Origin of the sequence: Natrinema hispanicum, assembly GCF_004217335.1 — an archaeon.
In the GTDB taxonomy this organism is placed as follows: Archaea; Halobacteriota; Halobacteria; order Halobacteriales; family Natrialbaceae; genus Natrinema; species Natrinema hispanicum.
Genome location: NZ_SHMP01000004.1, coordinates 74,138 through 100,214, shown reverse-complemented (window position 1 = coordinate 100,214; position 26,077 = coordinate 74,138). Strand labels below are relative to the sequence as shown.

Annotated in this window: 23 protein-coding genes and 5 pseudogenes; 12 read left to right on the top strand and 16 right to left on the bottom strand. The window is 62.8% G+C overall.

The genetic code is table 11. The annotated features are described in order from the left end of the window. Positions 1-103: 103 nt before the first annotated feature. Positions 104-892, bottom strand: a complete 789-nt coding sequence (locus BDK88_RS07535) for an enoyl-CoA hydratase/isomerase family protein (protein ID WP_130499906.1) — start codon at positions 890-892, stop codon at positions 104-106. A gap of 74 nt (positions 893-966) precedes the next feature. Next, positions 967-2,523: an acyl CoA:acetate/3-ketoacid CoA transferase gene (locus tag BDK88_RS07530; RefSeq protein WP_130499905.1), complete on the bottom strand. Its 1,557-nt coding sequence runs from the start codon at positions 2,521-2,523 to the stop codon at positions 967-969. A 136-nt stretch (positions 2,524-2,659) separates the two neighbouring features. Between BDK88_RS07530 and BDK88_RS07525 the strand changes: the two genes are divergently transcribed. After that, positions 2,660-3,784, top strand: a complete 1,125-nt coding sequence (locus BDK88_RS07525; RefSeq protein ID WP_130499904.1) for an acyl-CoA dehydrogenase family protein — start codon at positions 2,660-2,662, stop codon at positions 3,782-3,784. Between the two features lie 9 nt (positions 3,785-3,793). Here BDK88_RS07525 and BDK88_RS07520 read toward each other — a convergent pair whose 3' ends face one another. Continuing rightward, positions 3,794-4,657, bottom strand: a complete 864-nt coding sequence (locus BDK88_RS07520) for a 3-hydroxyacyl-CoA dehydrogenase family protein (RefSeq protein ID WP_130499903.1) — start codon at positions 4,655-4,657, stop codon at positions 3,794-3,796. A gap of 130 nt (positions 4,658-4,787) precedes the next feature. On the opposite strand from BDK88_RS07520, the gene BDK88_RS07515 reads away from it, so the two are divergent. Together BDK88_RS07515 and BDK88_RS07510 are read left to right on the top strand one after the other, a co-directional pair. Beyond that, on the top strand, positions 4,788-5,957 hold the full coding sequence (locus BDK88_RS07515; RefSeq protein WP_130499902.1) for a thiolase C-terminal domain-containing protein: 1,170 nt from the start codon (positions 4,788-4,790) through the stop codon (positions 5,955-5,957). Continuing rightward, complete coding sequence (locus tag BDK88_RS07510; RefSeq protein ID WP_130499901.1) at positions 5,957-6,343, top strand: Zn-ribbon domain-containing OB-fold protein; 387 nt, start codon at positions 5,957-5,959, stop codon at positions 6,341-6,343. The genes BDK88_RS07515 and BDK88_RS07510 overlap by 1 nt, the downstream gene beginning before the upstream one ends. A 52-nt stretch (positions 6,344-6,395) precedes the next feature. Here the strand turns inward: BDK88_RS07510 and BDK88_RS07505 are convergent, their stop codons facing one another. Continuing rightward, positions 6,396-8,033 (bottom strand): acyl-CoA synthetase, encoded by a 1,638-nt coding sequence (locus tag BDK88_RS07505; RefSeq protein WP_130499900.1) that lies wholly within the window; start codon positions 8,031-8,033, stop codon positions 6,396-6,398. A gap of 165 nt (positions 8,034-8,198) precedes the next feature. Here BDK88_RS07505 and BDK88_RS22060 point away from each other — a divergent pair. The 3 pseudogenes from BDK88_RS22060 to BDK88_RS22050 all read left to right on the top strand — a co-directional run. Continuing rightward, a pseudogene (locus BDK88_RS22060) lies at positions 8,199-9,047 on the top strand (methylmalonyl-CoA mutase family protein); the annotation flags it as partial. Next, positions 9,028-9,189 (top strand): annotated as a pseudogene (locus tag BDK88_RS22055) (methylmalonyl-CoA mutase family protein); the annotation flags it as partial. The pseudogenes BDK88_RS22060 and BDK88_RS22055, both read left to right, overlap by 20 nt. A gap of 67 nt (positions 9,190-9,256) precedes the next feature. Next, positions 9,257-9,709: pseudogene (locus BDK88_RS22050) on the top strand (methylmalonyl-CoA mutase family protein); the annotation flags it as partial. 202 nt (positions 9,710-9,911) lie between these two features. Here BDK88_RS22050 and BDK88_RS22285 read toward each other — a convergent pair. Beyond that, positions 9,912-10,416 (bottom strand): annotated as a pseudogene (locus BDK88_RS22285) (N-acetyltransferase family protein). A gap of 114 nt (positions 10,417-10,530) precedes the next feature. On the opposite strand from BDK88_RS22285, the gene BDK88_RS07490 reads away from it, so the two are divergent. Next, positions 10,531-10,947: a cobalamin B12-binding domain-containing protein gene (locus tag BDK88_RS07490; protein WP_092930945.1), complete on the top strand. Its 417-nt coding sequence runs from the start codon at positions 10,531-10,533 to the stop codon at positions 10,945-10,947. Between the two features lie 673 nt (positions 10,948-11,620). Here the strand turns inward: BDK88_RS07490 and BDK88_RS07485 are convergent. Next, positions 11,621-12,256 carry a dienelactone hydrolase family protein gene (locus BDK88_RS07485; protein WP_130499899.1) on the bottom strand — a complete coding sequence of 212 codons (636 nt, stop codon included), beginning with the start codon at positions 12,254-12,256 and terminating at the stop codon, positions 11,621-11,623. Positions 12,257-12,416: 160 nt separating this feature from the next. Here BDK88_RS07485 and BDK88_RS07480 point away from each other — a divergent pair, with 160 nt between their 5' ends. Further along, the gene (locus BDK88_RS07480; RefSeq protein WP_130499898.1) at positions 12,417-13,892 is read left to right on the top strand and encodes an AMP phosphorylase; all 1,476 of its coding nucleotides are present in this window, start codon (positions 12,417-12,419) and stop codon (positions 13,890-13,892) included. A gap of 15 nt (positions 13,893-13,907) precedes the next feature. Here the strand turns inward: BDK88_RS07480 and BDK88_RS07475 are convergent, their stop codons facing one another. Together BDK88_RS07475 and BDK88_RS07470 are read right to left on the bottom strand one after the other, a co-directional pair. Then, the gene (locus tag BDK88_RS07475; protein ID WP_130499897.1) at positions 13,908-14,369 is read right to left on the bottom strand and encodes a universal stress protein; all 462 of its coding nucleotides are present in this window, start codon (positions 14,367-14,369) and stop codon (positions 13,908-13,910) included. Between the two features lie 59 nt (positions 14,370-14,428). Then, a complete protein-coding gene (locus BDK88_RS07470) occupies positions 14,429-15,229 on the bottom strand; it encodes an ABC transporter permease (RefSeq protein ID WP_130499896.1) in 801 nt (266 codons plus the stop codon). Positions 15,230-15,403: 174 nt separating this feature from the next. Here BDK88_RS07470 and BDK88_RS07465 point away from each other — a divergent pair, with 174 nt between their 5' ends. Beyond that, positions 15,404-16,567, top strand: coding sequence for a COG1361 S-layer family protein (locus BDK88_RS07465; RefSeq protein ID WP_130499895.1), 1,164 nt, complete (start codon positions 15,404-15,406; stop codon positions 16,565-16,567). 9 nt (positions 16,568-16,576) lie between these two features. On the opposite strand, the gene BDK88_RS07460 is transcribed toward BDK88_RS07465, so the two are convergent. Beyond that, the gene (locus BDK88_RS07460; RefSeq protein ID WP_130499894.1) at positions 16,577-17,515 is read right to left on the bottom strand and encodes an ABC transporter ATP-binding protein; all 939 of its coding nucleotides are present in this window, start codon (positions 17,513-17,515) and stop codon (positions 16,577-16,579) included. 38 nt (positions 17,516-17,553) lie between these two features. Further along, positions 17,554-18,651: a sodium:phosphate symporter gene (locus BDK88_RS07455; RefSeq protein WP_394342661.1), complete on the bottom strand. Its 1,098-nt coding sequence runs from the start codon at positions 18,649-18,651 to the stop codon at positions 17,554-17,556. Between the two features lie 332 nt (positions 18,652-18,983). Between BDK88_RS07455 and BDK88_RS07450 the strand changes: the two genes are divergently transcribed. Then, positions 18,984-20,354, top strand: coding sequence for a nicotinate phosphoribosyltransferase (locus tag BDK88_RS07450; protein ID WP_130499892.1), 1,371 nt, complete (start codon positions 18,984-18,986; stop codon positions 20,352-20,354). Positions 20,355-20,391: 37 nt separating this feature from the next. Further along, entirely contained in the window at positions 20,392-20,538 is a 147-nt protein-coding gene (locus BDK88_RS21115; protein WP_165396920.1) for a DUF7557 family protein, read from the top strand. A 142-nt stretch (positions 20,539-20,680) separates the two neighbouring features. Here BDK88_RS21115 and BDK88_RS07445 read toward each other — a convergent pair whose 3' ends face one another. From BDK88_RS07445 to BDK88_RS07430, 4 genes are all read right to left on the bottom strand, one after another. After that, a complete protein-coding gene (locus tag BDK88_RS07445; protein ID WP_130499891.1) occupies positions 20,681-21,100 on the bottom strand; it encodes a CBS domain-containing protein in 420 nt (139 codons plus the stop codon). An 89-nt stretch (positions 21,101-21,189) separates the two neighbouring features. After that, positions 21,190-21,438, bottom strand: coding sequence for a hypothetical protein (locus BDK88_RS07440; protein ID WP_130499890.1), 249 nt, complete (start codon positions 21,436-21,438; stop codon positions 21,190-21,192). A gap of 270 nt (positions 21,439-21,708) precedes the next feature. After that, complete coding sequence (locus tag BDK88_RS07435) at positions 21,709-22,788, bottom strand: S1C family serine protease (protein WP_165396925.1); 1,080 nt, start codon at positions 22,786-22,788, stop codon at positions 21,709-21,711. Positions 22,789-22,893: 105 nt separating this feature from the next. Then, on the bottom strand, positions 22,894-24,132 hold the full coding sequence (locus tag BDK88_RS07430; RefSeq protein ID WP_130499889.1) for a mandelate racemase/muconate lactonizing enzyme family protein: 1,239 nt from the start codon (positions 24,130-24,132) through the stop codon (positions 22,894-22,896). 174 nt (positions 24,133-24,306) lie between these two features. On the opposite strand from BDK88_RS07430, the gene BDK88_RS07425 reads away from it, so the two are divergent. Next, positions 24,307-25,119: a high-potential iron-sulfur protein gene (locus BDK88_RS07425; protein WP_130499888.1), complete on the top strand. Its 813-nt coding sequence runs from the start codon at positions 24,307-24,309 to the stop codon at positions 25,117-25,119. A gap of 87 nt (positions 25,120-25,206) precedes the next feature. Here BDK88_RS07425 and BDK88_RS21710 read toward each other — a convergent pair. Beyond that, positions 25,207-25,372 (bottom strand): annotated as a pseudogene (locus tag BDK88_RS21710) (alanyl-tRNA editing protein); the annotation flags it as partial. A 70-nt stretch (positions 25,373-25,442) separates the two neighbouring features. Beyond that, on the bottom strand, positions 25,443-25,970 hold the full coding sequence (locus BDK88_RS07415; protein WP_130499887.1) for a helix-turn-helix domain-containing protein: 528 nt from the start codon (positions 25,968-25,970) through the stop codon (positions 25,443-25,445). Positions 25,971-26,077 lie beyond the last annotated feature (107 nt).

The window sequence follows — 26,077 nt, the reverse complement described above, 5'->3', positions numbered from 1 at the left end:
GCTCGGTTCAACATACAGTGTGATAAAGTATCACGTTCACTGGGCTCGAAACACAGCCACGTCGAGCGGACAGCGCACGCTCGTTTACACCCGACCTGAACGCTCAGCGGCCGACGAAGTCGGGGTCGTCGTCGCCGAAAAAGGCCTCGAGACCGCGCTCGTAGTCTTCCGTTCGCGTCGCAGCTGCGATACCGTTCGTCTCCGCTGCGAGCTGTCGCTCGAGCGAGCGCTCGTAGCTGTCGGTCAGCAGGCGCGTCGTCGTTCCGAACGCCTGAGTCGGCCCGGCTGCCAGTTCGGCGGCGAGTTCGGCCAGCCGGTCGTCGAACTCGTCGGTGGGGACGACTTCGTTGGCCAGTCCCAACTCGCGGGCCGCCTCGGGGCTGATGGGCTCGTCTTTCAGGACGAGTTCTTTGGCGGCTCGCAGTCCCACTAGCCGCGGCAGGAAAAACGTCGCGCCGCCGTCGCCGGTCAGGCCGATCCCCGGGTACGCGAACTTGAGCGTCGCGTCCTCGCCGAGGACGAGCAGGTCAGGAAACAGCGCCAGGCTGAAGCCGATTCCGGCGGCGATACCGTTGACGCCGCCGACGACCGGTGTCTCCGCCCGATGGAACTGGACGATCGCCTCGTGGGCTCGGCCGGCCAGCTCCCGGATATGTGCCGCGTCGGATTCGTCGCCGGAGAGAGCACCGAGGTCGGCACCGGAGCCGAAGAAATCGCCCGCGTGCGTGAGAACGATACAGCGCGTCTCGGGGTCCTCGCCGAGCGTCGTCGCCGCCGATACCAGCTCGTTTGCCATCTCGAGCGTGAGTGCGTTTCGCCCGGCCGTGCTCTCGAGCGTGACCGTTGCGACGCCATCGTCGTGATCGATAGAGAGGTTGTCGTATGCAACCATAGAACAGGTATTTGAAGTAATCTCGCTTAACGGTTCCTGCTTCGAGGCACCGAGAAGGAGGTCTCGATCCAGATCTAGATCGCGTCGGTCAGGTCGAATGGCTCGTCGCCGAAGAGCCGTGGATCCATCTCCGCGAGGTCATCGGCAACGAGTGGCTCGAAGCCCAGCTGGTCGACGACGTCGGTTTCGACGTCGATTCCCGGCGCGACTTCCGTGAGCTCGAGTCCCTCCGCAGTGAGTTCGAAGACGGCGCGCTCGGTCACGTAGACGATCGGCTGGTCGATTTCGACGGCGTACTCACCGCTGAAGGTGATCTGCTCGACCGAGTCGACGAACTTCGGACTCGACCCTTCGCGTTCGATCGAGAGGTCGCCGTCGCCGGTCTCGATCTCGAGGCCGTCGGTCGTCAGGGTGCCACAGAAGACGACCTTCTCCGCGTTCTGGGTGATGTTGATGAAGCCGCCACAGCCGGGCAGCTGCGAGCCGAACCGGCTGACGTTGATGTTGCCCATCACGTCAACCTGTGCCATGCCCAGAAATCCCATATCGAGGCCGCCGCCGTCGTAGAAGTCGAACTGCTGAGTCGACGAGACCAGCGCCTCGTGGTTGACCGCGGTCCCGAAGCTGATCCCGCCGGAGGCAGCGCCGCCGACCGGTCCCGACTCGACGGTCTGGGTGATCTCGTCGTCGACGCCGCCCTCGGCCGCGACGACCGGGACGAGTTCCGGAACGCCCACGCCGAGGTTGATGACCGAATCCGGCTCGAGTTCCATCGCGGCCCGGCGGGCGATGATCGTGCGCACGTCGAGCGGAAGCGGCTCGCGATCGTCGTCGGTCGGCTGTTTGATTTCGCCACTGTAGGCGGGATTGTAGTCTTCCGCGTACGTCTGCTGGTGGTGACTCGGCGGCGCTTCGACGACGGAATCGACCAGGACGCCGGGGACGGCTACGTCGCGGGCGGTGAGCGTGCCCGACTCCGTGACGCGCTCGACCTGGGCGATCACGGTGCCGCCGGAGTTGTGGGCAGCCTGGGCCATCGCCAGCACGTTCGAGTCGAGGGCTTCCCGCTCCATGGTGATGTTACCGTTCTCGTCGGCCGTCGTCCCCCGAATGATCGCCACGTCGATCGGCACCGAGTGATAGAAGAGATACTCCTCACCGTCGATGGTCATGAGGTCGACGATATCATCGTCGGTGATGTCGTTGGCCTTCGCGCCGTCCTGGCGAGGATCGACGAACGTTCCCAGCCCGACGTGGCTGATCGTGCCGGGCTTGCCCGCGGCGGTATCGCGGAGCATGTGATCCATCACGCCAAAGGGAAGATTGTAGGCCTCGATCTCGTTGTCGACGATTTTTGCCATGAGGTCGGGCGTAAAGCCCCAGTGGCTCGCGATCGTGCGCTCGAGCATGCCGTCCTGGACCAGATGCGAGAGCCCGCGGCCCTGTCGGTCTCCCTCTGCAGCTGGATGGTAGAGCGTGAGATCACGTGGATGGCCCGTTTCGGCGTACCGTTCACCGAGCGCCTCGAGAATGTACTCGGGAATGCCCACGGCGACGAAGCCGCCGACGCCGACCGTATCGCCGTCGTCGATACATTCGACTGCCGCCTCTCTTGACTGCCGAACTGTCATACATACCCCTCTCGGGAGGCAGTATTTTTAGTTACCTATCTAGGCCACACCGGAGTCTCGAGCGGTAACACCGGCATCGACGAGGGTTGCATGACGGAATCGGACACTTTACTACCCCGCTCTCGAACACTCCGGTATGGAGCTGACAGCCGAGCAGCAGCTGATACAGGATACCGTCCGCGATTTCGTCGAGAAAGAGGTCGTCGAGACGGTCGACGAGCACGACGAGGCCCAGACGTTTCCGGAGGACGTCTGGGATGGGCTCGCGGAGCTCGATCTGACCGGGCTGACGGTCCCCGAGGAGTACGGCGGGTTCGACGCCGACGAAGTGACCTACAGCATCGTCAACGAGGAACTAGCACGCGGCCACCTGGCGGTCGCGACGGCGCTGTCGGTCCACTGTCTGGCCACCTCGTGTATCCGTCAGTTCGGCACCCAGGAACACAAAGACGAGTGGCTGCCGGAAATGGTCGACGGCCGCCCGGTCGGTGCGTTCGCGCTCTCGGAACCCGACGCTGGCTCGAACCCGGCGGAGATGAGCACTGAGGCCCGGCTCGAGGACGGCGAGTACGTTATCAACGGGAAAAAACAGTGGATCACGAACGGCAAGCGTGCGGGCGTCGTCATCCTGTTTGCCAAGACCGACCGCGACGATCCCAACACCGTGACGCAGTTTTTGGTGCCCAAGGACACGCCGGGACTCGAGGTTGGCAAAAAAGAGGACAAACTCGGGCTGCGTGCCAGCGACACCACGACGCTGATCTTCGACGATGTGCGGATTCCCGAAGAGAATCGCCTGACGGAAGTCGGTGACGGGCTGAAGTCTGCGTTCTCGATCCTGACCGGTGGCCGGATCGCGATCGCAAGCCAGGCCGTCGGCGTCGCCCAGGCGGCCCTCGACGCTGCTGTGAGCTACGCCAACGAGCGCGAACAGTTCGGCGAGCCGATCATCGAGCATCAGGCGATCGCCCACAAGCTCGCGGACATGCAGACGAACGTTCAGGCTGCACGCCTGCTGACGCGTGACGCTGCCCAGAAGAACGACGACGGGCTCGATCCACAGGCGGCGAGTATGGCGAAGTACTTCGCCAGCGAGGCGGCCGTCGACGTCGCGGACGAGGCGGTGCAGGTCCACGGCGGCTACGGCTACACCAAGGACTTCGACGTCGAGCGCTACTACCGCGACGCCAAGATCACCACGATCTACGAGGGAACCTCTGAAATACAGAAAGAAGTTATCTCACGGCACTTAGGCGAGTAGAACGAGTCGTTACTCGTAGTCGTAGAAGCCTTTCCCTGTCTTCTTGCCGAGTTCGCCGGCCTCAACCTTGCGTTTGAGGAGGTACGCCGGCTTGTAGCGGTCGCCTAACTCCTCGTGGAGCGTCTCGGAAGCGTGCAGACAGATGTCCAGCCCGATGTGGTCGGCGAGCGTCAGCGGCCCCATCGGGGCGTTCGTGCCGAGTTCCATCCCCGCGTCGATGTCCTCTTTCGTCGCGACGCCCTCGTCGTAGGCCCGGATACCCTCGTTGATCCAGGGCATCAGGATACGGTTGGTGACGAAACCGGGTTTGTCGTCGGACTCCCAGGTCGTCTTCCCGAGATCCTCGGCGAAGGCGTGGGCCAGTTCCGTGACCTCGTCGGCCGTCTTCTCGCCGGTGACGATCTCGACGCCCTCCATCACGGGCACCGGGTTCATGAAGTGCAGGCCAATGACGTCAGTCGCCCGCTCGGTCGCGCTCGCGATCGACGTGATCGAGAGCGTACTCGTGTTCGTCGCGAGGATGGCATCGTCACGACAGACCGCATCGAGGTCGGCAAAGATATCACGTTTGACCTCGAGATCCTCGAGGGCAGCTTCGACGACGACGTCACAGTCGGCAAGATCCTCGAGGTCGGTCGTGCCCGTGATCCGGTCGCGGGCCGCGTCGGCCTCGTCTTGGGTGAGCGCGTCCCTGTTGACGAGTCGGCCGAGGCTGTCGTCGATCGTCTCGAAGCCGTTGTCGACGAACTCCTGTTCGATGTCGCGCATGACGACGTCGTAGCCCGCGGTTGCGGCGACCTGTGCGATACCACTGCCCATCGTGCCAGCGCCGACAACGCCGACACGGTCGATCGTCTCTAGATCTGAAACCATCACTCTGTGGTGGTCGGACTGTCGTAGTAAATGTCCCGACTCTCGTCAGTGGCGGAAACGACAGTTGCAACGTGTGGTCGTGGTCCGACACAGCTATACCGCGCGAACTGATATGTGGTTCTGGTAGCTAATGTCGCAGGTACGACTCGCCGGAACAGGAATGACGTCGTTTGGATCGCATCCCGATCGGACGGGCAGGGACATGTTCGCGGAAGCCGGCCTTGCCGCCCTCGAGGATGCCGGCGTCCCGGCCGCGGACGTCGACGAACTCTTCTATGGCAACTTCGTCGGCACCCTCTCGGAAGGGCAGGGGCACCAGGGACCGCTCATGGCGGAGGCGCTCGGGACGACCGCTCCCTCGCGCCGAATCGAAAGCGCGTGTGCCTCGAGCGGGGTCGCGGTGCGTGACGCGGTGCGAGCGATCAGAAGCGGCGAGGCTGACGTCGTCGTCGCCGGCGGCATGGAGCGGATGACGAACATGGGGACGGCCGGGGCGACCAAAGGACTGGCCGGCGCAGCCGACGACCTCTACGAGGTCCGGTCGGGTGTCACCTTCCCGGGTGCGTACGCGCTGATGGCACGCGCCTACTTCGACGAGTACGGCGGGAGCCACGAGGATCTGGCTCACATCGCGGTTAAAAACCACGACAACGCGCTGGTCAACGACCACGCACACCTCCAACAGGAGATCACGGTCGAGGACGCACTCGGCGCGCCCGAAATCGCGTCTCCCTTTACCCTCTATGACTCCTGTCCGATCAGCGACGGGGCATCCGCGCTCGTCTTGACCTCGCCGGAGTACGCCGACGAGCACGGCCTTGACGCCAACGTTGCGATCACCGGAGCCGGCCACGGCGGCGATACGATGGCGCTGCACGATCGCCAGTCGCTCTCGCGGACGCCTGCAACCCGCGACGCTGCTGAGGAAGCCTACGACGACGCCGGCATCGAGCCCAGCGACATCGCCATCGCTGAAGTCCACGACTGCTTTACCATCGCGGAAGTGCTGGCGCTCGAGGCGCTTGGGCTCTACAGTCACGGTGAGGCGATCGGAGCGGCCCGCCGTGGCGAGACGCGCCGGGATGGTGAGCTGCCGGTGAACCTCTCGGGCGGCCTGAAAGCGAAGGGCCATCCGGTGGGTGCGACCGGGGCCGCACAGGTGGCGGCCATCGCAACGCTGCTCGATGGCACGCATCCGCGTGCCGACGCCGTCGACGACGACGCGACGATCGGCGTTGCCCAGAACGCCGGTGGGACGGTCGCCAGTGCGACTGTTCACGTTCTGGAGGTGATGGAATAATGACTGACGTGACCAACGGCGAGTACGACGCCTTCCTCGATGCGCTTGCAGAGGGCGAGGGCTACTACCTCACCTGCGAGAACGAGCACGGCCTGCTGCCCCCACGGCGTGCCTGCCCCCACTGTGGCGACCGCGAGCTCGCGGAGCGGGACCTGCCACCGTCCGGCGAGATCGTCACGCACACGACCGTGTTCGTGCCGACGCCACAGTTCGAGGACGACGCGCCCTACGTCACCGCCGTCGTCGACTTCGCCGGCGTCCGGCTTACGGGCGTCGTGCGGGGTATCGACCAGGCGGCCGTCGAAATCGGCGACCGCGTCACCGCGACCGTCGAATCGAACGAGACGACCGACGAGCAAACGATCGTCTTCCGTCCGGCAGAGTAAGCGCCCGAGTCTGAACCGCGACAGAAACCGCACTCGAGCGGGCGTCGGCCCGCTACAGGCCGTGTTTCTTCTGTTCTTCTTTGCGGAGTTCGACGCGGCGGATCTTCCCGCTCGAAGTTTTGGGGAGTTCGTCGGTGAACTCGATCCGACGGGGGTACTTGTAAGGAGCCGTCTCCGCTTTCATGAACGCCTGCAGTTCGTCTTTCAACTCGTCGCTGCCCTCGTAGCCCTCGGCGAGGATCACGTAGGCCTTGACGACGCTGCCGCGTTCCTCGTGGGGGCTGTCGACGACGGCGGCCTCAGCGACGGCGTCGTGGCTGACGAGCGCGTCCTCGACCTCGAAGGGGCCGATGCGGTAGCCCGAGGAGATGATGATATCGTCAGCCCGGCCCTCGAAGAAGAAGTAGCCGTCCTCGTTGCGGGAGGCGAGGTCGCCCGTGCGGTAGTAGTCACCGGAGAGTTTCTCCTCGTCGAGGTCGGGCTTCTCGTAGTAGCCGTCGAAGATCGCCGGCGAGTCGACCGGGACGGCGATCTCGCCGATCTCGCCGGCCTCGACTTCGTCCTCGTCGTCGACGTCGATGATCGTCGCGCCGACGCCCGGCGTCGGCTTGCCCATGCTGCCGGGTTTGACGTCGATTCCGGGGTAGTTCGTCACGAGCGCGACGGTCTCGGTCTGGCCGTAGCCGTCGCGCGGGGTCACGCCCCAGGCGTCCTGAATGCGCTCGATCGGCTCGCGGTTGAGCGGTTCGCCTGCCGAGAGCGCGTCGTTCAGTTGCACGTCGTAGTCTGCGAGGTCGGCGTTGGCGAACATCCGGTACTGCGTGGGGACGGCACAGAGCTTGGTGACCCCTTCCGCTTCCATGATCTCGAGGAAGGTGTCGGGTTCGAACTCGCCGTCGTAGATGAGTTGGGTCGCCCCCGTTGTCAGGCCGACACCGACTGGGCTCCAGAACCACTTCGCCCAGCCGGTGCCGGTCGTCGCCCACAGGAGTTCATCCTCGAGATCCGTCTCTTCGTCGATACCCCACCAGTAGGGGGCGTTGATCCGGTTGAAACAGTACTGCCAGCGGTGTTTGTGGAGGACCGGCTTGGGCTGGCCGGTCGTCCCGCTGGTGTAGTTGATCGTCATCGGGTCTTCGGCGGCCAGTTCGGGGCCGTCGTAGTCGGTCGACTCCTCGGCCATGACATCCGCGACCGTCGTCCACCCTTCGCCCTGCAGGTCGTCTTCAGTGCCGTCGAGGACGATGACCCGCTCGAGGGGCGTCTCCTCGAGCACCGGCTCGACCATATCGGTCAGCGACTCGTGGACGACGATGCTCGTCGCGGTACAGTCGTTTGCCCGAAACTCGATGTCCTTCGAGCGCAGCATCGACGAACAAGGGACCAGCAGCGAGCCGGTCGCCAGCGCGCCGAGTTGGACGGCAAAGGCATCGGGATGGCGCGGGAACAGGTGCATGATGCGGTCGCCCTCGCCGACGCCGAGGGACTCGAGGCCGTTGGCAAAACGGTTCATGTCGTCCCGAATGTCGGCGTAGGTTCGTTCCTCGCGGGTTCCCTCATCGTCTAGAAACCGGACGGCGACACGATCACCGACGGACGCGGCGTGGTCTGCGACGACCGACGTGATCGCGTACGAATCCGGAATGTCCCACTCGAAGCTGTCTACTTCTGTAGTGTAATTAACACCCATACCTTGCTAATCAGAGGTGCCGTTCTTATAGCTTTTGTTACTATTGGTAGTAGATACCGTGTGACGAATATACGAACATCACACCTGCTGTCGATCATCGATGCCACCGGACAGCCACCCTGACCGGGGCAACACTTTAGAAGAGTTGCATCTATACGTTAGACAATGTTCGACAAAGAAGAGCTGGAAGCGATCGCCCAGCAACGGGAATCGTGGGAAGGGGAGACGCTCGAGCCGTTTTTGGAACACGGGGAACGCAAAGACCGGTTCGCGACGGTCTCGAACCACGAGGTCGACCGCCTCTACACGCCCGAAGACATCGCCGACCTCGACTTTGAGGACGATCTCGGCTTCCCTGGCGAGCCGCCGTACACGCGGGGGCCGTACCCGACGATGTACCGCGGGCGCACGTGGACGATGCGCCAGTTCGCCGGCTTCGGGACCGCAGAGGAGACCAACGAGCGCTTTCACTACCTGATCGACGAGGGCCAGACCGGCCTCTCGACGGCCTTTGACATGCCCTCGCTGATGGGGATCGACTCGGACCACCCGATGAGCGAAGGCGAGGTCGGCAAGGAAGGTGTCGCCGTCGACACGCTTCGGGACATGGAGGTGCTGTTCGACGGCATCGACATCGGCGAAGTGTCGACCTCCTTTACGATCAACCCGTCGGCGGCGGTCATCTACGCGATGTATATCGCGCTGGCCGACCAGCAGGGCGTCCCCCGCGAGGAGATCAGGGGCACGCTCCAGAACGACATGTTAAAGGAGTTCATTGCACAGAAAGAGTGGGTCATTCCGCCAGAACCCTCCCTCGAGGTCGTCACGGACACGATCGAGTTCGCCGTCGAGGAGACGCCGAAGTTCCACCCCGTCTCGATTTCGGGCTATCACATCCGTGAAGCCGGGTCGACCGCGGCTCAGGAGGCCGCCTTTACGCTCGCCGACGGCTTTGCCTACGTCGAGGACTGTCTCGAGCGGGGACTCGACATCGATGCGTTCGGTCCCGTTGCTGTCGTTTTTCTTCAACTCACACAACTCGATCTTCGAGGAGGTCGCGAAGTTCCGAGCCGCACGTCGCGTCTACGCTCGCGTGATGGACGAGTGGTACGGCGCAGACAAACCCGAATCCAAGCGCATGAAGTTCCACACGCAGACGGCAGGCCAGTCGCTGACGGCCCAACAGCCGCTGAACAACATCGTCCGGGTGACGATTCCAGGCGCTGGCCGGCGTCTTCGGCGGCACCCAGTCGCTACACACCAACAGCTTCGACGAGGCGCTGGCGCTGCCAAGCGAGAAAGCCGTCCGCGTCGCCTTGCGCACCCAGCAGATCATCGCCGAGGAGTCGGGCGCGGCCGACATCGTCGATCCGCTGGGGGGTTCGTTCGCCATCGAGAAACTCACAAACGAGATGGAAGCCGAGATCATGGCCTATCTCGAGGAAATCAAGGAGATGGGCGACGGCTCGGTCCGCGACGGCGTCCTCAACGGCATCAACCAGGGCTACTACCACCGCGAGATTCAGGAAGCGAGCTACGAGTACCAGCAACGCGTCGAGCGCGGCGAGGAAGTCGTCGTCGGCGTCAACGAGTACACCATCGAGGAAGACACCTCGCCGGAGCTGTTACACGTCGACGCAACGACTCGGGACCGCCAGCTCGAGCGCTTAGAGCAGGTCAAAGCCGAGCGTGACGACGAAGCAGTCGACGCCACGCTCGAGGCGCTGTCGGACTGCAATTACGAGCGACGAGAACGTCATGCCGTCCATCGTCGACGCCGTCAAGGCCTACGCGACGATGGGCGAGATCATGCAGGTCTTCGAAGACCACCACGGTGCCTACCGCGAGGAGATCAGCCCAGTCTGAGACGGCCTTCGGTCACTGGCTTTCGGACGCGTCGAGGGAGTACGTACACTCTTCGTAGCGCTCGTCGCCGATCGTGACTGGTTCGGTTGCCGTCTGCTCGAAGCCAAACGCTTGGTAGAACTCGTTGCCGACGTCGTTTGCTGCAAGCACCATCGCGTTGATGTGCTCGACGCCCTGCTCGAACAGCCGGTCGCGGGTCTCGGTCAGGAGATCGCTCCCGATTCCCTCACCGCGGTGGTCGGGATCGACGTACACGCGGAGGATCGTCCCCTGTGTGTTCGTCCGGCTCGAACGTGGCGTGTGCGAACCCAACGATCGAGTCGTCCCGCTCGGCGACCAGCATGAGTGCCTGCGACCAGATGATCGAGTCGCGAATCAACGCCTCGGTGTACCAGTCGTCGACCCCTTCCTGAATCGACTCACGGCTCAAAATGTCAGGGTAGTCGGCTTCCCATGACGAGTGTGCTACACGCTGAATAGCGTCGATATCGTCGGTCGTCGCGTCGCGAATTGTCATATGGTACCATCCATCTATCCGAAATTAATTCTTTCCCCAGGCGAGACCGTCGTTTCAACGGCTAAACTAGCTGACTCCGATAGAATCATACACCTCCTCTTCGAATCGCGGTCCATGAGTACCGAGAACGATGAGCGGACGATTCGATGCATGGTAGCGAAAGTCGGTCTTGACGGCCACGACCGTGGCGCACACGTCATCGCTCGAGCGTTCCGTGACGCCGGCTTCGAGGTCATCTACTCCGGACTGCACAAGGCACCAGACGACATCGTTCAGGCCGCAGTCCAGGAGGACATCGACGTCCTCGGAATCTCGATTCTCTCCGGGGCCCACGACACGCTCGTCCCGAAGATCATGGATGGGTTGGAAGAATACGGCGCGAAAGACGACACGCTCGTGCTCGCCGGCGGCGTCATTCCGGATGAGGACCGCGACGAACTCAAGGACACAGGTGTTGCGGCGATCTTCGGCCCCGGAACGTCGATCGAAGAGACGATCGAGTTCGTTCGCGAGAACGCACCCGACCGGTAGGCGAAAAGACACGCGAGTTCAGCCGCGAGACCAGCAGGTCCTGCTGGAGACCAACAGAACGTGGCAGAAACAATAGACATATTCTAAACTCTCGTTTTAGAGTTATATTCGTGATCGAGCCGATCCGAGTTCACTCTCGGCCAGCGTCGAGTGTCGCTGCGTCGACGATGTACGAGGGCCGTTTTCCGAAGGACAGGCTGAAGATCGGCAGTTCGGCGGCTTTGCGGGAACGGTAGTGGGGCTGTGGTCGACTTCGTGATGTGGGTTGAGTGTTACTATGATCGCATCGATCGGTTCCGATTCATAACGGATCTGAGAAGTATATAAATCAGAACTGTATGGTGAAATGTTCTGTAAAAACGACTCGAGACTCACTCGAGTATCACCACTCACGAGTGATTTGGACGTGATGTAATGGCACAAGTGCGGTGGAGGGCTGGGCGTCCCGCCACCGTGGTTCGCGGGCGACAGCGCGTGGGGTCGACCCACAATTGTATTAGCTTCCCTGAAGTAATGAATATAGTGGCTCGTCTATCGAAAGCGACTCAGGCAGTCTGCTGTCAGTCAGTGCCGGCCGGCCGCGACCGTCCTGCGGTCCCGCCGGGACCCAGTGACAGGAACCAGTCCCAGCACGAGTGACGCCGCCCGAGACGGGTTCTGCAGTGTCAGTCGACTATCCCAGGTTTGCCTCGAACCAGTCGGCAGCAACGTCGGCGACCTCCTCGAGTTGGCCCGGGCCCTCGAAGAGGTGGCCCGCGCCTTCGACGACGTGCAGTTCGGTTTCACAAGTGAGCGCGTCGGCAGCGTCGCGGTTCAAGTCGAGCACCTGCATGTCGTTGCCGCCGACGATGAGCAACACGGGGGCTGTGACGTCTTCGAGAAACGGTGTCGCGAGATCGACGCGGCCACCACGGGAGACGACGGCATCGATGTCGGTCGCGTCGCGGGCCGCTCCGCGCAGCGCCGACGCGGCACCGGTACTCGAGCCGAAGTAGCCGTACCGAAGCGGTGCAGTTTGGGGGCGGTCTCGCAGCCACTCGGTGACCGCGACGAGTCGGTCGGTCAACAGCGGAATGTCGAAGCGGTTTTCGCGTCGTTGGTCTTCGGCTTCGGTGAGCAGGTCGAACAGCAGCGTTCCCAGCCCTCGCTGTCGGATCACGTCGGCGACGTAGTTGTTGCGAGGGCTTTTCCGGCTACTCCCGCTCCCGTGGGCGAAGACGACGAGTCCGTTCGCCCCCTCGGGGACGACGAGTTTCCCCTCGAGTTCGACGTCGTCGACCGGAATGGACACGAGGTTCGATTCCGACATAGTCTCCGTTCGACGCCTGCTGTCTTAGTAGCGCCACCCACTGATCACTCGCGAGGACTGTGCCGTGATACCGTCGGTCATCGGCGACGACTCGCCACGATCAGGGGCGCGAGACCCGTCCCACATCGTTTTGATTATTGGTAGCGTTTAGCATGGACGAATGCGACTCGAGACCACCCGGATCGATATCGGAACGACCCGGCCACTTGTTCTGTTGAACACAATCGATGCGACCGAGCTCGGCGCACACCCGCTCGATCGGCTCCGGATCGACGAAAACGGCACGACAACGGGGATCGTCAAAGTAACCGACGAACTGGTCGAGCAGGGCGTCCTCGGGGTGACTGAGCCGCTGCACCACGTTCGCGGTCCCGTCGACGTGACACTCGCCGGGACGCCCCGATCGGTCCAGTACGTCCGCAAGAAGTTGAACGATATCGAACTCGAGGACGACGAACTCGAGGCGATCGTCAAGGACATCCACGAAAACCGGCTGTCTGACATCGAACTGAGCGCGTACGTGTCGGCGGTGTATGCAAACGGGCTCTCCTTACAGGAGACCAAACACCTCACGCGGGCGATGACCGACATCGGCCGGCAACTCTCGTGGGACGCGCCAGTCGTCGCCGACAAACACTCGATCGGCGGCGTGGCGGGCAACTGTGTCACGCCGATCATCGTCTCGATCGTCGCAGCCGCTGGTCTGACGATGCCAAAGACCTCCTCGCGTGCCGTGACCTCGCCAGCCGGAACCGCAGACGTCGTAGAGGTCTTCTGTGACGTCGAGTTTTCGATGGCCGAAATCGAGTCGATCGTGGCCGAGGCCAACGGCTGTCTCGTCTGGGGCGGCGGCGTCGACCTCTCGCCGGTCGACGACGCGATCATCCGCGCCGAAAACCCGCTGTCGATCGACCCGCCGGGCCAACTCATGGCCTCGGTGCTCTCGAAAAAGCGCAGTGCCGGCTCGACACACGTCGTGATCGACATTCCCTACGGTGAGGGTGCGAAAGTCGAGAGCCTCGCCGACGCCCGCGAACTCGCCGACGACATCAAGCGTGTCGGCGCTCACCTCGACGTGGCAGTCACCTGTGCGATTACCCACGGGACGGAGCCGATCGGTCACGGTGTCGGTCCCGTCCTCGAGGCACGGGACGTCCTCGCCGTCTTGCACGGCGACGGCCCGGAGTCGCTCCGGTTGAAGTCGGTTCGGCTGGCCGAGATGCTCCTCACACACTGTGGCGTCGACGCGTCGGCAGCCGATCTCCTCGAGTCTGGGGCAGCACTCGATCGGTTTCGGCAGATCGTCGCGGCACAGGACGGCGATCCGGACGTCGAACCAGACGACCTCGAGCCGGGATCCGAATCGACGACCGTGCAGGCCGACCGCGCTGGCGTCGTGACGAGCGTCGACAACAGACAGCTCTGTGACCTCGCGCGGCGGGCAGGGGCACCGAAGGACAGCCGCGCCGGGCTCATCATCCACACGTCGACGGCCGACCCGGTCGAGCCCGGCGACGACCTCTATACCATCTACGCGGAGACAGGGAGCAAACGCGCCGCGGCGGAGACGCTGGCTGCGGACCACGAGCCGATCCGGGTGCGGAGCAAGACCGACGCGCTCGTCGAGCAGCGATGAGCACCCTCGTGCCAGTTATCCCGTTTCCGAACCGCGAACCACAGTGACGCTCACCGGCGAGCGGCGAACGACCAGTTCGGCGACGCTTCCGAGTAAGGTGCGACTCGTCTCGGAGCGGCCGTGGCTCCCGATGACGATTTCGTCGATGTCGTGTGCGTCGGCGTAGTCGACGATTTCGCGTGCCGGGTCGCCGACCGTCGATTCGGTCATTACCTCGCCGTCGATATCGCCGATCAGTTCACGCGCCTCGTCGAAGAGTTGTGCTTCGACCTCGTGGGCACGGTCGTACCAGGCGTCGGACCCGTGGAGCGGTTCGGTTCGGACATCGACATCGACGGCGGAGCTGTAGCCAGGGTCGTTCGGGTCGATCACGTGAAGTACGACGAGAGAGACGTCGTCGTATTCGTCGATCGCGTACTCGAGTGCGCGTTTGGACAGCGGCGACCCGTCGAACGGGACCAGAAGGGTATGTGGCATCATCACATCATGCGACGCCCAGTCTCAAAAGCGTATTCCGGGTCGTCGAGCGAGCGGTCTCACCCGGAGAGATCGCGCCGCTCGAAGAATTCGCTACTCAAAACGACGAGGACGACGACGGCGACCACGAGGAGTGACAGATCGGACCACGAGAGATCGCCATCGACGAGAATCGCGCCCGGATCGAAGTAGCGTGAGAACGCGATATCGCCGAGCCACTCGTAATCGGTGTCGAAGGTAAACGTATCGAGCAAAAACAGCCCAAAGACGGTCCCTGCACCCACGGTCTGTGCCCGACGGACGGAATCGAACGTGACCGAAGCAGCCAGTCCGACGCCAGCACAGGCGAGTAAGTACGCGATGGAGTACGCGTGGATGGCAAACAGCCGGCTCACGGACACCGATTCGCCGATGAGTTCCACGCCGAGATAGATCGCCAGAAACGTGATCGCGTTGACGAGGACCAGTCCCGGCACGAGTGACAGAAACTTCGCGACGACGAACCGCGTCCGCGAGATTGGTAACGTCAGCATCACCTCTGCCGTGCCGCGTTCGACCTCGCCGGCAACCGTCGACGCGGCGGCGTATGCGTAGTAGATCGCGAGCAGCAACACCCAGCCGAACTGATAGAGCTGCGAGACGAGATACCCCTCGATCGTCGTCAGCGTCGTCACGCTCCCGACGAACGCCCGCGTCGCCTCCGGCGGCAGCGACTCGAGATAGGCGTCGAAATCGACACCCGTCTCCTCGATCGACGGAAAGAGCGCGACCGTAAGCACGATCAATGCGATCAGCGCACCGGCGAGTAACAGCGATCCACGGAGCCGACGGCCCGCCTCGAACGAGGTGATCTCGAGCATACGGCGTCGAACCGTCGCGTCCGGACGGGCGACAGCGGCTTATAGGTGCTGGACTGTCGGGCGAGACGACGCAACGTAACACGGTGTTGGTCGCCGAGCGTTCGAGTAAGTCAGTCGTTCGCGGCTGGAACAGGCCTCGTGGTTTATGCCGTAATCGCCCGTTTCGGATCGGATATGACGGACGCGAAGGGTGAGTCGGCACGGCGACGACGTCGCCGCACTGTCGTCGTCACTTTCGTGCTCGCCGCGGTGGTGTTCACAAGCGGCACCGGCAGTGTCACTGCGCTTCCCGATGGCGGTGGTGTCGTCGCGCCACAAGTCAGCGCTCCTGACAACGTAACGGAGCGCAACGAGTCGACTCCGACGGCCGACGGGGACGGCACTGCCGATAGAGCAGCCGTCCGCCCTCGTCCTCAACCCGAATCGCCCGCACCTGCAGATACGGAGGGAATCGACACCTCGAGGACAGGACCATCGACGGCGGAAGCGGCAGGCTTCCCCGTACTACAGCCGGCTGATGACAACGTCACCGTTGCCGTCGCGGAGAACGAGTCCGTCCGTGCGGGCGAGACGACGACGATGACCTTCGAGGTGACAAACGACGGCGACGAGGACGTAACAGACGTCGTCGTCACGCTCCAGTCGACGGGGACAGTGACGTTTGGCCCGCCGACGGCACCACAGACGAGCCAGGCGATTTCCCTCGAAGAACTCGACGACGACGAGACCGAGACCGTCACCATCGACGTCAGTGCAGCCAGCGTCGAACCGGGAGACTATCCGGTGTTCGCAACCGTCCAGTACACCCTCGACGAGGACGACAACGATGATGACGAGGACGACGATGGCGACACCGACGACGAAATCGTCGTGACCGGCGGCCCGTCCCCAGTGCTGATCCCCGTCGACGATGCTCGTTCGTTCGACATCACGCCGGTCCATGACCAGATTCCAGTCGACGGATCAGGGGTCTATACGGTTCGAGTGACGAACGACGGCTCCGAGACGGTGACCGACGTCGTCGCAACGCTGAACGTGACGCCGCCGCTCTCGAGCGAGTCGCCGACGGCGTACATCGGGCGGCTCGAGGCCGGTGAGTCAGAAACAGTTCGGTTCGCCCTCGAGTCGTCCACGGACGCGATCGAGACGACGACCGGCGTCGCGGTGACGCTCATCTACGACACCGAGACTGGGGATCGCACGAGGACGGATCCGGTGACGACGCAAGTCGCGATCGCTGACACCGACGAGCCGACCGACGTCGACTCAGTCGCTCCGTTCGCCGCCGTCGCGGTCGTGTTCGTGCTCGCAGCGATCTGGTGGTTTCGACGGCGGTGATCGATCGCATCAACTGTCGGCCCCTGATTGCGCTTCGCGCTCTCGCTCGTCCTCGTCGGCCTCGCCGTAGAAATGCATGAACACGTCCTCGATGGACGCCTCACGGACGGTCAGGTCGCGGACAGTGTACTCGTGTAAGCGGTCGATCAGCGCATCGAACTCCTGTGCGAGCACGAGCCGGTACGTCTCGTCCTGCCGTTCGACGTGTGCTGTGCCCGGAAACTCGAGTGCCGACGCCGGTGGATTCTCTTCGAGACGGACGGTGACGACTGTCCCACCCGCTTCGAGGATGTTGTCGACGGTGTCGAGTTCGATCAGCCGGCCCTTCCTGATGATCCCGACGCGATCGCAGACGCGGCGCACCTCGCTCAAGATGTGTGAGGAAAAGAAGCTCGTCCCACCTTGTTCCTGGCGTTCATCGAGCAGGTCGTAAAACTCGTTCTGGACGAGCGGATCGAGCCCCGACGTGGGTTCATCCATGATGACCAGCGCTGGATCGTGCATGAACGTCGCGACGATGGCGAGTTTCTGTTTATTGCCACTCGAGTACGCCTTGACGTTTCGGTCGAGGGGGACCGGAAACCGCTCGAGCAGTTCGGCCCGCCGCTGGTCGCCACGGAGTCGGCCGAAGTAGTCGAGAACGTCCGCTCCCGTCACGCGGTTGTAGAACGTCACGTCGCTGGGCAGGTAGCCGAGGTGGCGTTTCGCCTCGCGCAGTTCGGTTCGGTCCGTGACGTCATGTCCCAGCAGCCGGGCCTCGCCGTCGGTGGGTTTCAACAGCCCGAGCAGGACGCGAATCGCCGTCGACTTCCCCGCGCCGTTCGGGCCGAGAAAGCCGAAGATCTCCCCGCGCTCGACGGCAATCGAGAGGTCCTCGAGCCCGCGGACGTCCCCGTAGTACTTGGTCAGCCCGTCGGTTTCGATCGGGGGTGGCTCGGCGCTGGTCACAGCGTCAGACACGACGGCTCGAGGCTTATAGTGACGGCCTATCGCAAACCGATCAGCAGTAGCGGGACGAACAACAGTGAGACGAGAAAGCCAATAAAGTAGCCCCTGTTATCGACGAGTTGCTCATAGAGAACGGAAATACCGCTGACATACCGGTTATAGAATAGTAACGGCAGCAACGAGATGAGAAACCCGAGACCGAGTAACAACGCGACAGTTAGCACGCCAACAGGAACGTCCAGCGCCACTGCGATAATGAGCGTGTCGACCAGCGTTCCGATATTTGCGCCCAGGATATACGGGATGATCTCGCGTCGTTTGATATGACCGCGGTTGTAGAGTGGCACGACCACGCCCAGGGAGAACGCGACACTCATTGTGAGCCCGGTGAAAACGAGTCCGATGGTAAACGAGGTCCACTTATCGTTCAAGCGCTTCACATACCGATCTCGCAACCGCTGTTTGTCGACGCTGTCGAGTATGCGGTCGAAAAGCCGCATACTCAAGAAAATCAACCCAAGCGCCAAGAGAAACGCCACGACTGCGCCGACAGCGTTGATGATTCCCTCCGTGAACACCGGGATGAGGTCTGGAATGTTCACATCCGTTTCAGGTACCAGCCGATCGGCGATTCCCGTCTCGCCGGCGATGACGGGATTGGAGACGTTCCACGATTCGACGACGGGGAGCAAGACGTATCCCACCACGAGCACCGGCAGATAAATCGAGTGAGTGAGCAAAAACGTCAGCACCCCGAGTCGCACCGACTCGCTCACCGACTCGAGTTCTTCGTTCAGATAATCGAACGCCCCGATAAAGAGCACGATCGCAGCCCCACCGAGTCGCGAGCCGACGACCATGAGAAACAGCTGCGACGGGACGACGAGGTGCGAACGGAACAGCGTAAGCGACAGGGCAGCGACGATCGACCCGTTTGCTAACACGTATGATGCGATCCAACTCACGCCAAGCGCCGAGCGATCGCCGACGATGATTTGCTCGAGAATCTGTCTGAGAACCGGTGAGAGTGTCTCAACCGCCGAACCCAGTAGCTGGATTGCAAAGAGAAACAGGACGACCGTTCCAAGCACCTGAAACGAGAGCGATACTGACGATTGAGTGGACAATCCCGCCACCTGTACGCAGGGATGCGCCAAAACGACTAAAGAATTGTCAATAGTACAGACAAGAATCACTAGAACGCGACTGTTTAGCGGCGAATTATAACTCGATGTTCTATTCTTGTATTGCCGATCAGGATTGCGGGTCCGATTCGATGCTCGTTCGGAACGCCTCGAGACGTCGTGTGCGGCAGTCGATTCGACTTTGGCTGGGGAGTCGGCGTCGACCGTCGCGGATCGTTCCCGACAGCGGACGATCACGGCGGCTGTGACGAACAGTCGCCAGCAGCGGCCCATATCAGGTCGGACCTATTTCGGGCGTCCCGGTGTCGACACACACGAAGAACATGACGCAACCGACAGGCAGCTCCCTTGACCCCCGCGATCGTGCACTGTTTACCGATCGGTACGAACTCGCCATGCTGCAAGGGTATTACGAGGCAGATCACACACCAACGGCGACGTTTTCACTGTACTTCCGGAAGCTCCCACCGGACCGCGGCTACGCGATCGCCGCCGGCCTCAAGCAGGTGATCGACTACGTCGAGACTCTCGCGTTCGACGACCGGGCGCTCGACTATCTGGCCGAGGAGGGGTTCGATGCGGAGTTCCTGTCGTATCTGGACGGGTTCGAGTTTACCGGCGAGATCCGGGCGCTTCCCGAGGGAACGCTCGTCTTCCCGAACGAGCCGTTGCTCGAAGTCACCGCGCCGATCCACGAGGCACAACTGTTCGAGACGTTCGTGCTCAATCAGGTCGGGTTCCAGACGCTCGTCGCGACGAAGGGGGCGCGCATGGCCGACGTCGTTCGCAGACACGGCGACGGACAAGACCTCGTCGACTTCGGGTCGCGCCGCGCTCACGGGACCGACGCCGGACTCACGGCCGCGCGGGCGGCGTACATCGGCGGCTTCGACGGCACCTCGAACATGCTAGCGGGCGAGCGATACGGCGTTCCGACGTACGGAACGATGGCACACTCGTGGGTCCAGAGTTTCGAGAGCGAACGCGCGTCGTTCGCGGCGTTCGCCGACGTCTACGGCGACGATACGGTCTACCTCGTCGACACCTACGATACGATCACCGGTGCCGAGCGAGCGGTCGCTGTCGCCGCGGACCGCGACGTCGATCTGGGTGGGGTACGTCTGGATTCAGGCGATTTGACCGAGCTTTCGAAACAGGTCCGCGAGATCGTCGACGACGCGTCCATCGTCGTCTCCTCGGGCGTCGACGAGTTCTTCCTGCGGGAGTTTTTCGACGACGACGGCGTCGCATCGGCGTTCGGTCCGGGAACGGCACTGACCACGAGCGCGGACGCGCCCAACAGCGGCGTCGTCTACAAACTGACCGCCGTCGAGCGCGATGGGGCGCTCGCACCGAGCATGAAACTCTCGCCCGGGAAAGTCACCTATCCCGGACAGAAAGCGCTCCATCGGGTCGAACGCGACGGGCAGTATCAGTACGACGTCCTCGCCCGACGCGACGAAGCGCTCGAGGCCGGAGCCCCCCAACTCGAGCCGATTTTCGAGGACGGATCGCTCGTCTACACCCCGCCGGAGCTCGCGACGATCCGGCAGCGCGCCAGTCGAGAACTCGAGGCCCTGCCCGAGCGCTGCCGGCACGTAAGCGAACCCGACCCATACGAGGTCCGGATCAGCGACGGGCTCGAGGCGGTTACGAAACAGACCGAACGTTCGATTCGGGATCGCGAACTGTGACGGGGATGCGTTATTCGGCTGGCGAGCGGTAGCAGCGATGATGGTCCACCCGATCGAACTCGATGACGACCTCGTCGAACGCATGAACGGCCACCTCGAGGACGACGAGACCCTCGAAGAGTTCATCGAAGAACTCGTCACGATCTACGAACAGGGGAGGCGCTTCCGCCAGGAAGGGGCCTAGCGGCTAACGGAAAGTCACACCACAGACGTTCAGCGTGCCCGGGTGGACCGACACCTATCGTGACGTCCAGCAGTGGAACGAACGCGTCCGCTGGCCGTTGCGACGCCAGCGACGCGGGCTAAAAGCTGGTTCGGACGGTCGGTCAGTACGGTGGCCGTTGTGCCTGAATGACGTTCGCCAGCGCCTGGTGTTCCTCGGCGAGGAGTTCGTTGAGATCGTCGGCCGTGATGATACCCTGCAAGGCACCGTCTGCATCCGTGACGGGGAGCCGTCGGATGCCGTGTTCGCTCATCAGTTCGGTCGCTTCGTAGAATCCGGCGTCGTGTTCGATCGTCTGGAGGCCGTCCGACATCACGTCTTCAGCCATCAATTCGTCCGGATCGGCTTGCTCGCCGAGCACCTGCATCGTCAGGTCGCGATCGGTGACGATCCCAACTGGCTCGTCGTCGGTAATGACGATGCTCCCGACGTCTTCGTCGTGCATCATCGCTGCGAGTTCGTGAACCGGTTCGTCGATCGACGCTGTAACGACATCACTCCGTGCGAGGTTATCGATAGGCATGGGTTCCCTCCTGTGTCCGTCCCACAACGAGTGACATAGTTTTTAGCGGTGATCAGGATGACAGTCAAACAGTTCAAACTGCTGTCTGGCTACACCGAGCGTCGATTCGAACACGACGGACAGTACATCTGCCCGTCTCGAACGAGCATATACGACTGCTCACAGTGTGGACACGAACAGCCGAGCGTGACATCCGTTTCGCGGGCCAGCCCCCGGATCGTATTTCGCAGCCGGCGTTGTTCGGCTTCCGTCTTCGCTACCTTTCGTTTCAGCCGTGTGAGTTCTGCAGCGACCCGTCGATCACTGGTCGGGTCGTTTCTGCGTTGTCGTGGTAACATCACACACAGTACGCGACGGGTCGGCAAAAGGCTACGCCAACGTGATACTCCACCTGAAGGTGGCACGCGACGCTCTCGAACTCACATACCAGTGGCCACACCGACTCGTCGTTGGGACGCATCCAAGAGACGCCACCGATCGCCTCCGAACCGATCCAGCTGTCGATTGAGCCCGCCGCAGCTACTGTCGGCCGAAAGCGGTTTCGGCATGTCCGGACAGCAGCGTGGGAGTAACAGCCATCGCGGCCGCGATCGGTCCGCGAGATCGACTCATCGCTCGGGGCCGATCGGCGTCTGTGGCAGTTGCGATTCCGGCCTCGAGTCCAGCGTCACTTCGACCGACTGCTCGTCACCCGACCGAACGACTGTGAGGTCGACCGTATCGCCGGGTGCAGTCTCGAGCGCGAGATAAGACAACAGCTGTGCCTGATTTTGCACCTGCTGGCCGTCGATCGCGACGATCACGTCGCCGCTGCTGGGCTGGCCGGGTGTCGCCGGTTCGAGGACATCGGCGGCGGGCGCGTCCGGGACGACTTCCACGACGAGGACACCAGTCGCGTCCTCGAGACCGACCGCGTCGGCGATCTCCGGCCCGACGGGCTGGACGGCGACGCCCATGTACGGGTGCTCGTACGTGCCGTCCTCGATGAGCGCAGGAAGGACCCGGTTGGCAAGTCGCGGCGAGATCGCAAAGCCGATCGCCTGCCCGGCACCGGCGAAGACGACCCCGAACACCTCACCCTCGAGATTTACGAGCGGGCCGCCGCTGTTGCCGGGGTTGACCGGTGCATCGGTCTGGATCGCAGCCGGAATCGAGAACCCGGACGGACTGGGTAATACCCGATCCACACCACTGACGATTCCCTGCGAGATCGAAGCGTCGAGGCCGAACGGATTGCCGAGGGCGAGCACCTCCTGGCCGATGGCGGGTTCGCGGTCGACGATCGAGAGTCCGGACGCAGCGTCGGGCATGTTCTCGACACGCAGGACGGCGAGATCGCTGTAGGGATCGGTACCGACGATCGACGCGGTGCGCCACTCCTCGGTGTTAAACTGGAGTTCGACCCCGTCGTCGGTCGCACTCGAGACGACGTGGTCGTTGGTCACGACGTGTTGCTCGTCGATGACGAACCCCGACCCGAGGCCGCCACGGCCACGCGGACCAGCAACGGTCACCAGGACGACGGAATCGATCGTGTCGCGATACACCGCCGTATACGGACTGTCGACGCCGTCGTCACCGTCCTCTCCGTTCTGGGCGGCACTCGAGCCGGCACCGAGCCCGCCGACTGCCACGGTCGCCCCGATCATCCGCAGTGCTCGTCTGCGGGTTGGTTGTTCCGAAGACATGGCCATAGCGACCCCGACAAGCAGCATAAAGGGACGACCAGCACACTCATCCGATGTCGAGACGGCGACGCGTGATCGACCGGCGCTCGAGGCGTGGGTCGAGACCTATGCTTCGTCGAAGAGTTCCTCGCCGTCGATCATGTGCGCTTCGACCGCGTCCATATCGAGCGTGACGCCTAGCCCGGGTTCTTCGGGGACCTCGATGTAGCCGTCCTCGATGACGTCTTCCTCGACCAGCTCCTCCCACCAGCCGAGTTCGTAGGAATGGTATTCGACTGCCAGTGCGTTCGAGATCGCCGCGCCGACGTGAGCGCTGGCGACCGTCGCGACCGGCGAGGCGACGTTGTGCATCGCGACCGGAACGTAGTAGAGGTCCGCCAGATCGGCGATCTTCCGGGTCTCACGCATCCCGCCGACTTTGGGCATGTCCGGTGCGATGATATCGACGGCCTGTTCTTCGATCAGTCGGCGCTGGCCGTGCGTGCGATAGACGTTCTCGCCGACAGTAATCGGCGTCATTGTCGACTGTGACACCTCGCGTTGCACGTCGTGGTTCTCCGGCGGGACGGGGTCCTCGAGCCACCAGACGTCGTACTCCTCCAAACGCTTCGCGAGCCGTTTGGCGCTGTCCGCCGAGAACGTCCAGTGACAGTCGAAGGCGACGTCTGCTCGGTGGCCGACGCGTTCGGTGACCGCCTCGACGATCGACGCCTTGTGTTCGATCTCGGCAGGGCGAAGGTGGCGGTTCGCGCGGTCCTTCTCGTGGCCGCTTGGCACGTCGAGGTCGAACTTCAGGGCGTCGTAGCCCAGTTCCTCGACGACGCGCTCGGCCTCGTCAGCGCAGGCGATCGGGTCGGCTTCTTCCTCGGTGTGACAGTCGCAGTACACCCGCACCTCGTCGCGGTACTTGCCGCCCAGCAGTTGGTAGGCAGGGAGCTCGAGGATTTTCCCGGCCAGATCGTGCAGCGCGACCTCGATACCAGAAATCGCCGTCACGGTGACGCCGCCGATCGAGCCTTCACCGGACATCTTCTGAATGAGGTGTTCGGTCAACCGGTCGATGTCGAGCGGGTTTTCGCCCTGCAGAAAGGCTTTCATCCGCTCGATCAATTCGGGTGCGCCAGCGCCCCAGTAGGCTTCGCCGGTGCCGGTGATCCCCGCATCAGTATAGATCCGCACGAGCGTCCACGGGAAGTTGCCGTCGACCATCGTCGTCTGGACGTCGGTGATCTCGACGTCCCGCCCGTGGCCCCGCTCGTTCGTGATCCCCATCGTCTCGCTCGAGAGATCCCGCATCGTGTACTCGGCGTTCGGGTCGTGTAACTGAGAGTAGTCGATGCCCATGGAATGCCGTTCACTCCTAAGATAGTAATAGTTTCCACCCTCCGTAAGCAAGGTGACCCACACGTATCCGAGCAGAAACTACTGCTGGGAACCACGGGGTACACGCCGACCGGAAGGTCACAATCGGATGTATGTACCCTTGTCATTTATCCTCGCAGGAGAGATAGAATTCCCATGGTGGGAGATAACACGCCTGGGCGGTGGCCTGACGACATCGACGAGTGGAATCGGCGGGCGTATCTCGCTGCCACTGCTGGCAGCACCGCAGGAATCGTGTGGTTGAGCGGATGCGTCGATGACACGGGCAATGGTGATAGCGGTGAGGGCGGGACAGACGAAAACGGCGAGGAAGATTCGGAAGCCGAGGAAGAACTCCCAGAAGGCGTCTCAGAAGAGGAGTTCGAACGCGGCCCGGTGCCGGAAGAATACCGGACGGCGCTGTCGCTCGGTGACGAAGAACGAGATCCCGACGATCTGACCCCGAAAGCAGCTGTCGACTTCTCGGAGTACGACGAAGCCGGTGACTACTCGTCACACGAGCCGGGCATGTGCTGTGCGAACTGTGCCGACTACATCCCCGATAAGAACGGCGACACGTTCGGTGCCTGCGCGGAGGTCGAAGGCTACATCGACGGCGCAGATTGGTGTACGATCTACGAGGAACTGCCCGAACCGTCGGTTCCAGACGGGCTATCCGAAGACGAATTGGCCACGGCTGCGGTTCCGAACGAGTACCGAACGGCGTCCTCCCAGGCCGGTGAGCAGCGTGATCCCGACGACCTGCAGACACAAGCGGACGTGAACTTCATGGAGTCCGTCGAGGCGATCGCAGCGGAAACGGCTCCCCCAGGTCAATCCTGTGGGAACTGTGCGGAGTTCATTCCCGACCAGAACGGAGACACGTGGGGTGCCTGTGCGAAAGTCGAAGGCTACGTCGCAGTCGAAGACTGGTGTAGCCTCTGGGAACAGATCAGTGACGAAACGTGACAGTGGCGACCGGTTCGATTGACTCTCCCCTCGAGCGATCCGGGGTCAGGTCCGACATTCCAGCGGCACGTACACGTCCTCGAGTTCGTCGCCGACCGCGATATCGCCGATCGTCCCGCGATTGGCCGGCTGCCCGCTGCTCGCACCGTAGTAAGTGACTCCGCTCGAGCTAGACGCGCCGGTCGTCGATCGACGTCACTTCGGTCTCGAACCGCGTGGCGTACGGCTCCGCTGCCGCCCGTTGTCCGGTCATCGGTCACAGTCTGTCGTCCGCCACTAAAACTCTGCCCGCCATGACTATCACGACAGCCGAAATTTAGTGGTTACTCCGACAGCGTCACGTCGAGTCGCTCCTCGAGCGCCGTGATCAGGCCGCCACCGATGCCAGCCTGGGTCGCACGACCCTGTTCGACGGCGAGGATGTCCGTCTCCGGTGCGTCGAGTTCCTCGGCGAGTTCCGCACGCTGGAGGCCGGCCTCCCGGCGAGCCTCGACGACGGCCTCGCCGTAGCCCGAGACGAGATATGGGAGTGGATCGTCGTCGTAATTCGTCCCTTCGCTCTCCCAGTGTTCGGAGTCTTCGTCCCAGACCGGGTTCGCTTTCGCGACGTTCTGGGCTGCCTTCTGTTTGCGACTTGGCTCGTCGCTCGAGCGATTACCGCTCGCGTTCCCCTCGCTTCGCGTTCGGTCCCGGCCGTGGGTCTGCGAATCGTCGTGTGGTGCACAGTCCGGACAGACCTCGAGTTCGGCTCCCGCGACCGACGCGAGCCGAAGCGAGTCGCTCTCGGCACCACAGAGTTCACAGTTCGTCCCGCCACCGCCGCCGGACGAACCGGTCGAATATTTGGCCATGCGACACATTGCCCCCTGTCGCATTTTAACCGTTCGGTACGGAGAACTGCCCGGCGAGATCGGCCCGTGAGCGTCGCTCGAGCCCGCGAATTCCTGACTTCCGATGG

What these genes read in the sequence shown, in the direction of transcription:
- BDK88_RS07535 (WP_130499906.1), bottom strand. Translation starts at nt 892, where the DNA reads ATGGTTGCATACGACAACCTCTCTATCGATCACGACGATGGCGTCGCA.
- BDK88_RS07530 (WP_130499905.1), bottom strand. Translation starts at nt 2,523, where the DNA reads ATGACAGTTCGGCAGTCAAGAGAGGCGGCAGTCGAATGTATCGACGAC.
- BDK88_RS07525 (WP_130499904.1), top strand. Translation starts at nt 2,660, where the DNA reads ATGGAGCTGACAGCCGAGCAGCAGCTGATACAGGATACCGTCCGCGAT.
- BDK88_RS07520 (WP_130499903.1), bottom strand. Translation starts at nt 4,657, where the DNA reads ATGGTTTCAGATCTAGAGACGATCGACCGTGTCGGCGTTGTCGGCGCT.
- BDK88_RS07515 (WP_130499902.1), top strand. Translation starts at nt 4,788, where the DNA reads ATGTCGCAGGTACGACTCGCCGGAACAGGAATGACGTCGTTTGGATCG.
- BDK88_RS07510 (WP_130499901.1), top strand. Translation starts at nt 5,957, where the DNA reads ATGACTGACGTGACCAACGGCGAGTACGACGCCTTCCTCGATGCGCTT.
- BDK88_RS07505 (WP_130499900.1), bottom strand. Translation starts at nt 8,033, where the DNA reads ATGGGTGTTAATTACACTACAGAAGTAGACAGCTTCGAGTGGGACATT.
- BDK88_RS07490 (WP_092930945.1), top strand. Translation starts at nt 10,531, where the DNA reads ATGAGTACCGAGAACGATGAGCGGACGATTCGATGCATGGTAGCGAAA.
- BDK88_RS07485 (WP_130499899.1), bottom strand. Translation starts at nt 12,256, where the DNA reads ATGTCGGAATCGAACCTCGTGTCCATTCCGGTCGACGACGTCGAACTC.
- BDK88_RS07480 (WP_130499898.1), top strand. Translation starts at nt 12,417, where the DNA reads ATGCGACTCGAGACCACCCGGATCGATATCGGAACGACCCGGCCACTT.
- BDK88_RS07475 (WP_130499897.1), bottom strand. Translation starts at nt 14,369, where the DNA reads ATGCCACATACCCTTCTGGTCCCGTTCGACGGGTCGCCGCTGTCCAAA.
- BDK88_RS07470 (WP_130499896.1), bottom strand. Translation starts at nt 15,229, where the DNA reads ATGCTCGAGATCACCTCGTTCGAGGCGGGCCGTCGGCTCCGTGGATCG.
- BDK88_RS07465 (WP_130499895.1), top strand. Translation starts at nt 15,404, where the DNA reads ATGACGGACGCGAAGGGTGAGTCGGCACGGCGACGACGTCGCCGCACT.
- BDK88_RS07450 (WP_130499892.1), top strand. Translation starts at nt 18,984, where the DNA reads ATGACGCAACCGACAGGCAGCTCCCTTGACCCCCGCGATCGTGCACTG.
- BDK88_RS21115 (WP_165396920.1), top strand. Translation starts at nt 20,392, where the DNA reads ATGATGGTCCACCCGATCGAACTCGATGACGACCTCGTCGAACGCATG.
- BDK88_RS07445 (WP_130499891.1), bottom strand. Translation starts at nt 21,100, where the DNA reads ATGCCTATCGATAACCTCGCACGGAGTGATGTCGTTACAGCGTCGATC.
- BDK88_RS07440 (WP_130499890.1), bottom strand. Translation starts at nt 21,438, where the DNA reads ATGTTACCACGACAACGCAGAAACGACCCGACCAGTGATCGACGGGTC.
- BDK88_RS07435 (WP_165396925.1), bottom strand. Translation starts at nt 22,788, where the DNA reads ATGTCTTCGGAACAACCAACCCGCAGACGAGCACTGCGGATGATCGGG.
- BDK88_RS07430 (WP_130499889.1), bottom strand. Translation starts at nt 24,132, where the DNA reads ATGGGCATCGACTACTCTCAGTTACACGACCCGAACGCCGAGTACACG.
- BDK88_RS07425 (WP_130499888.1), top strand. Translation starts at nt 24,307, where the DNA reads ATGGTGGGAGATAACACGCCTGGGCGGTGGCCTGACGACATCGACGAG.
- BDK88_RS07415 (WP_130499887.1), bottom strand. Translation starts at nt 25,970, where the DNA reads ATGGCCAAATATTCGACCGGTTCGTCCGGCGGCGGTGGCGGGACGAAC.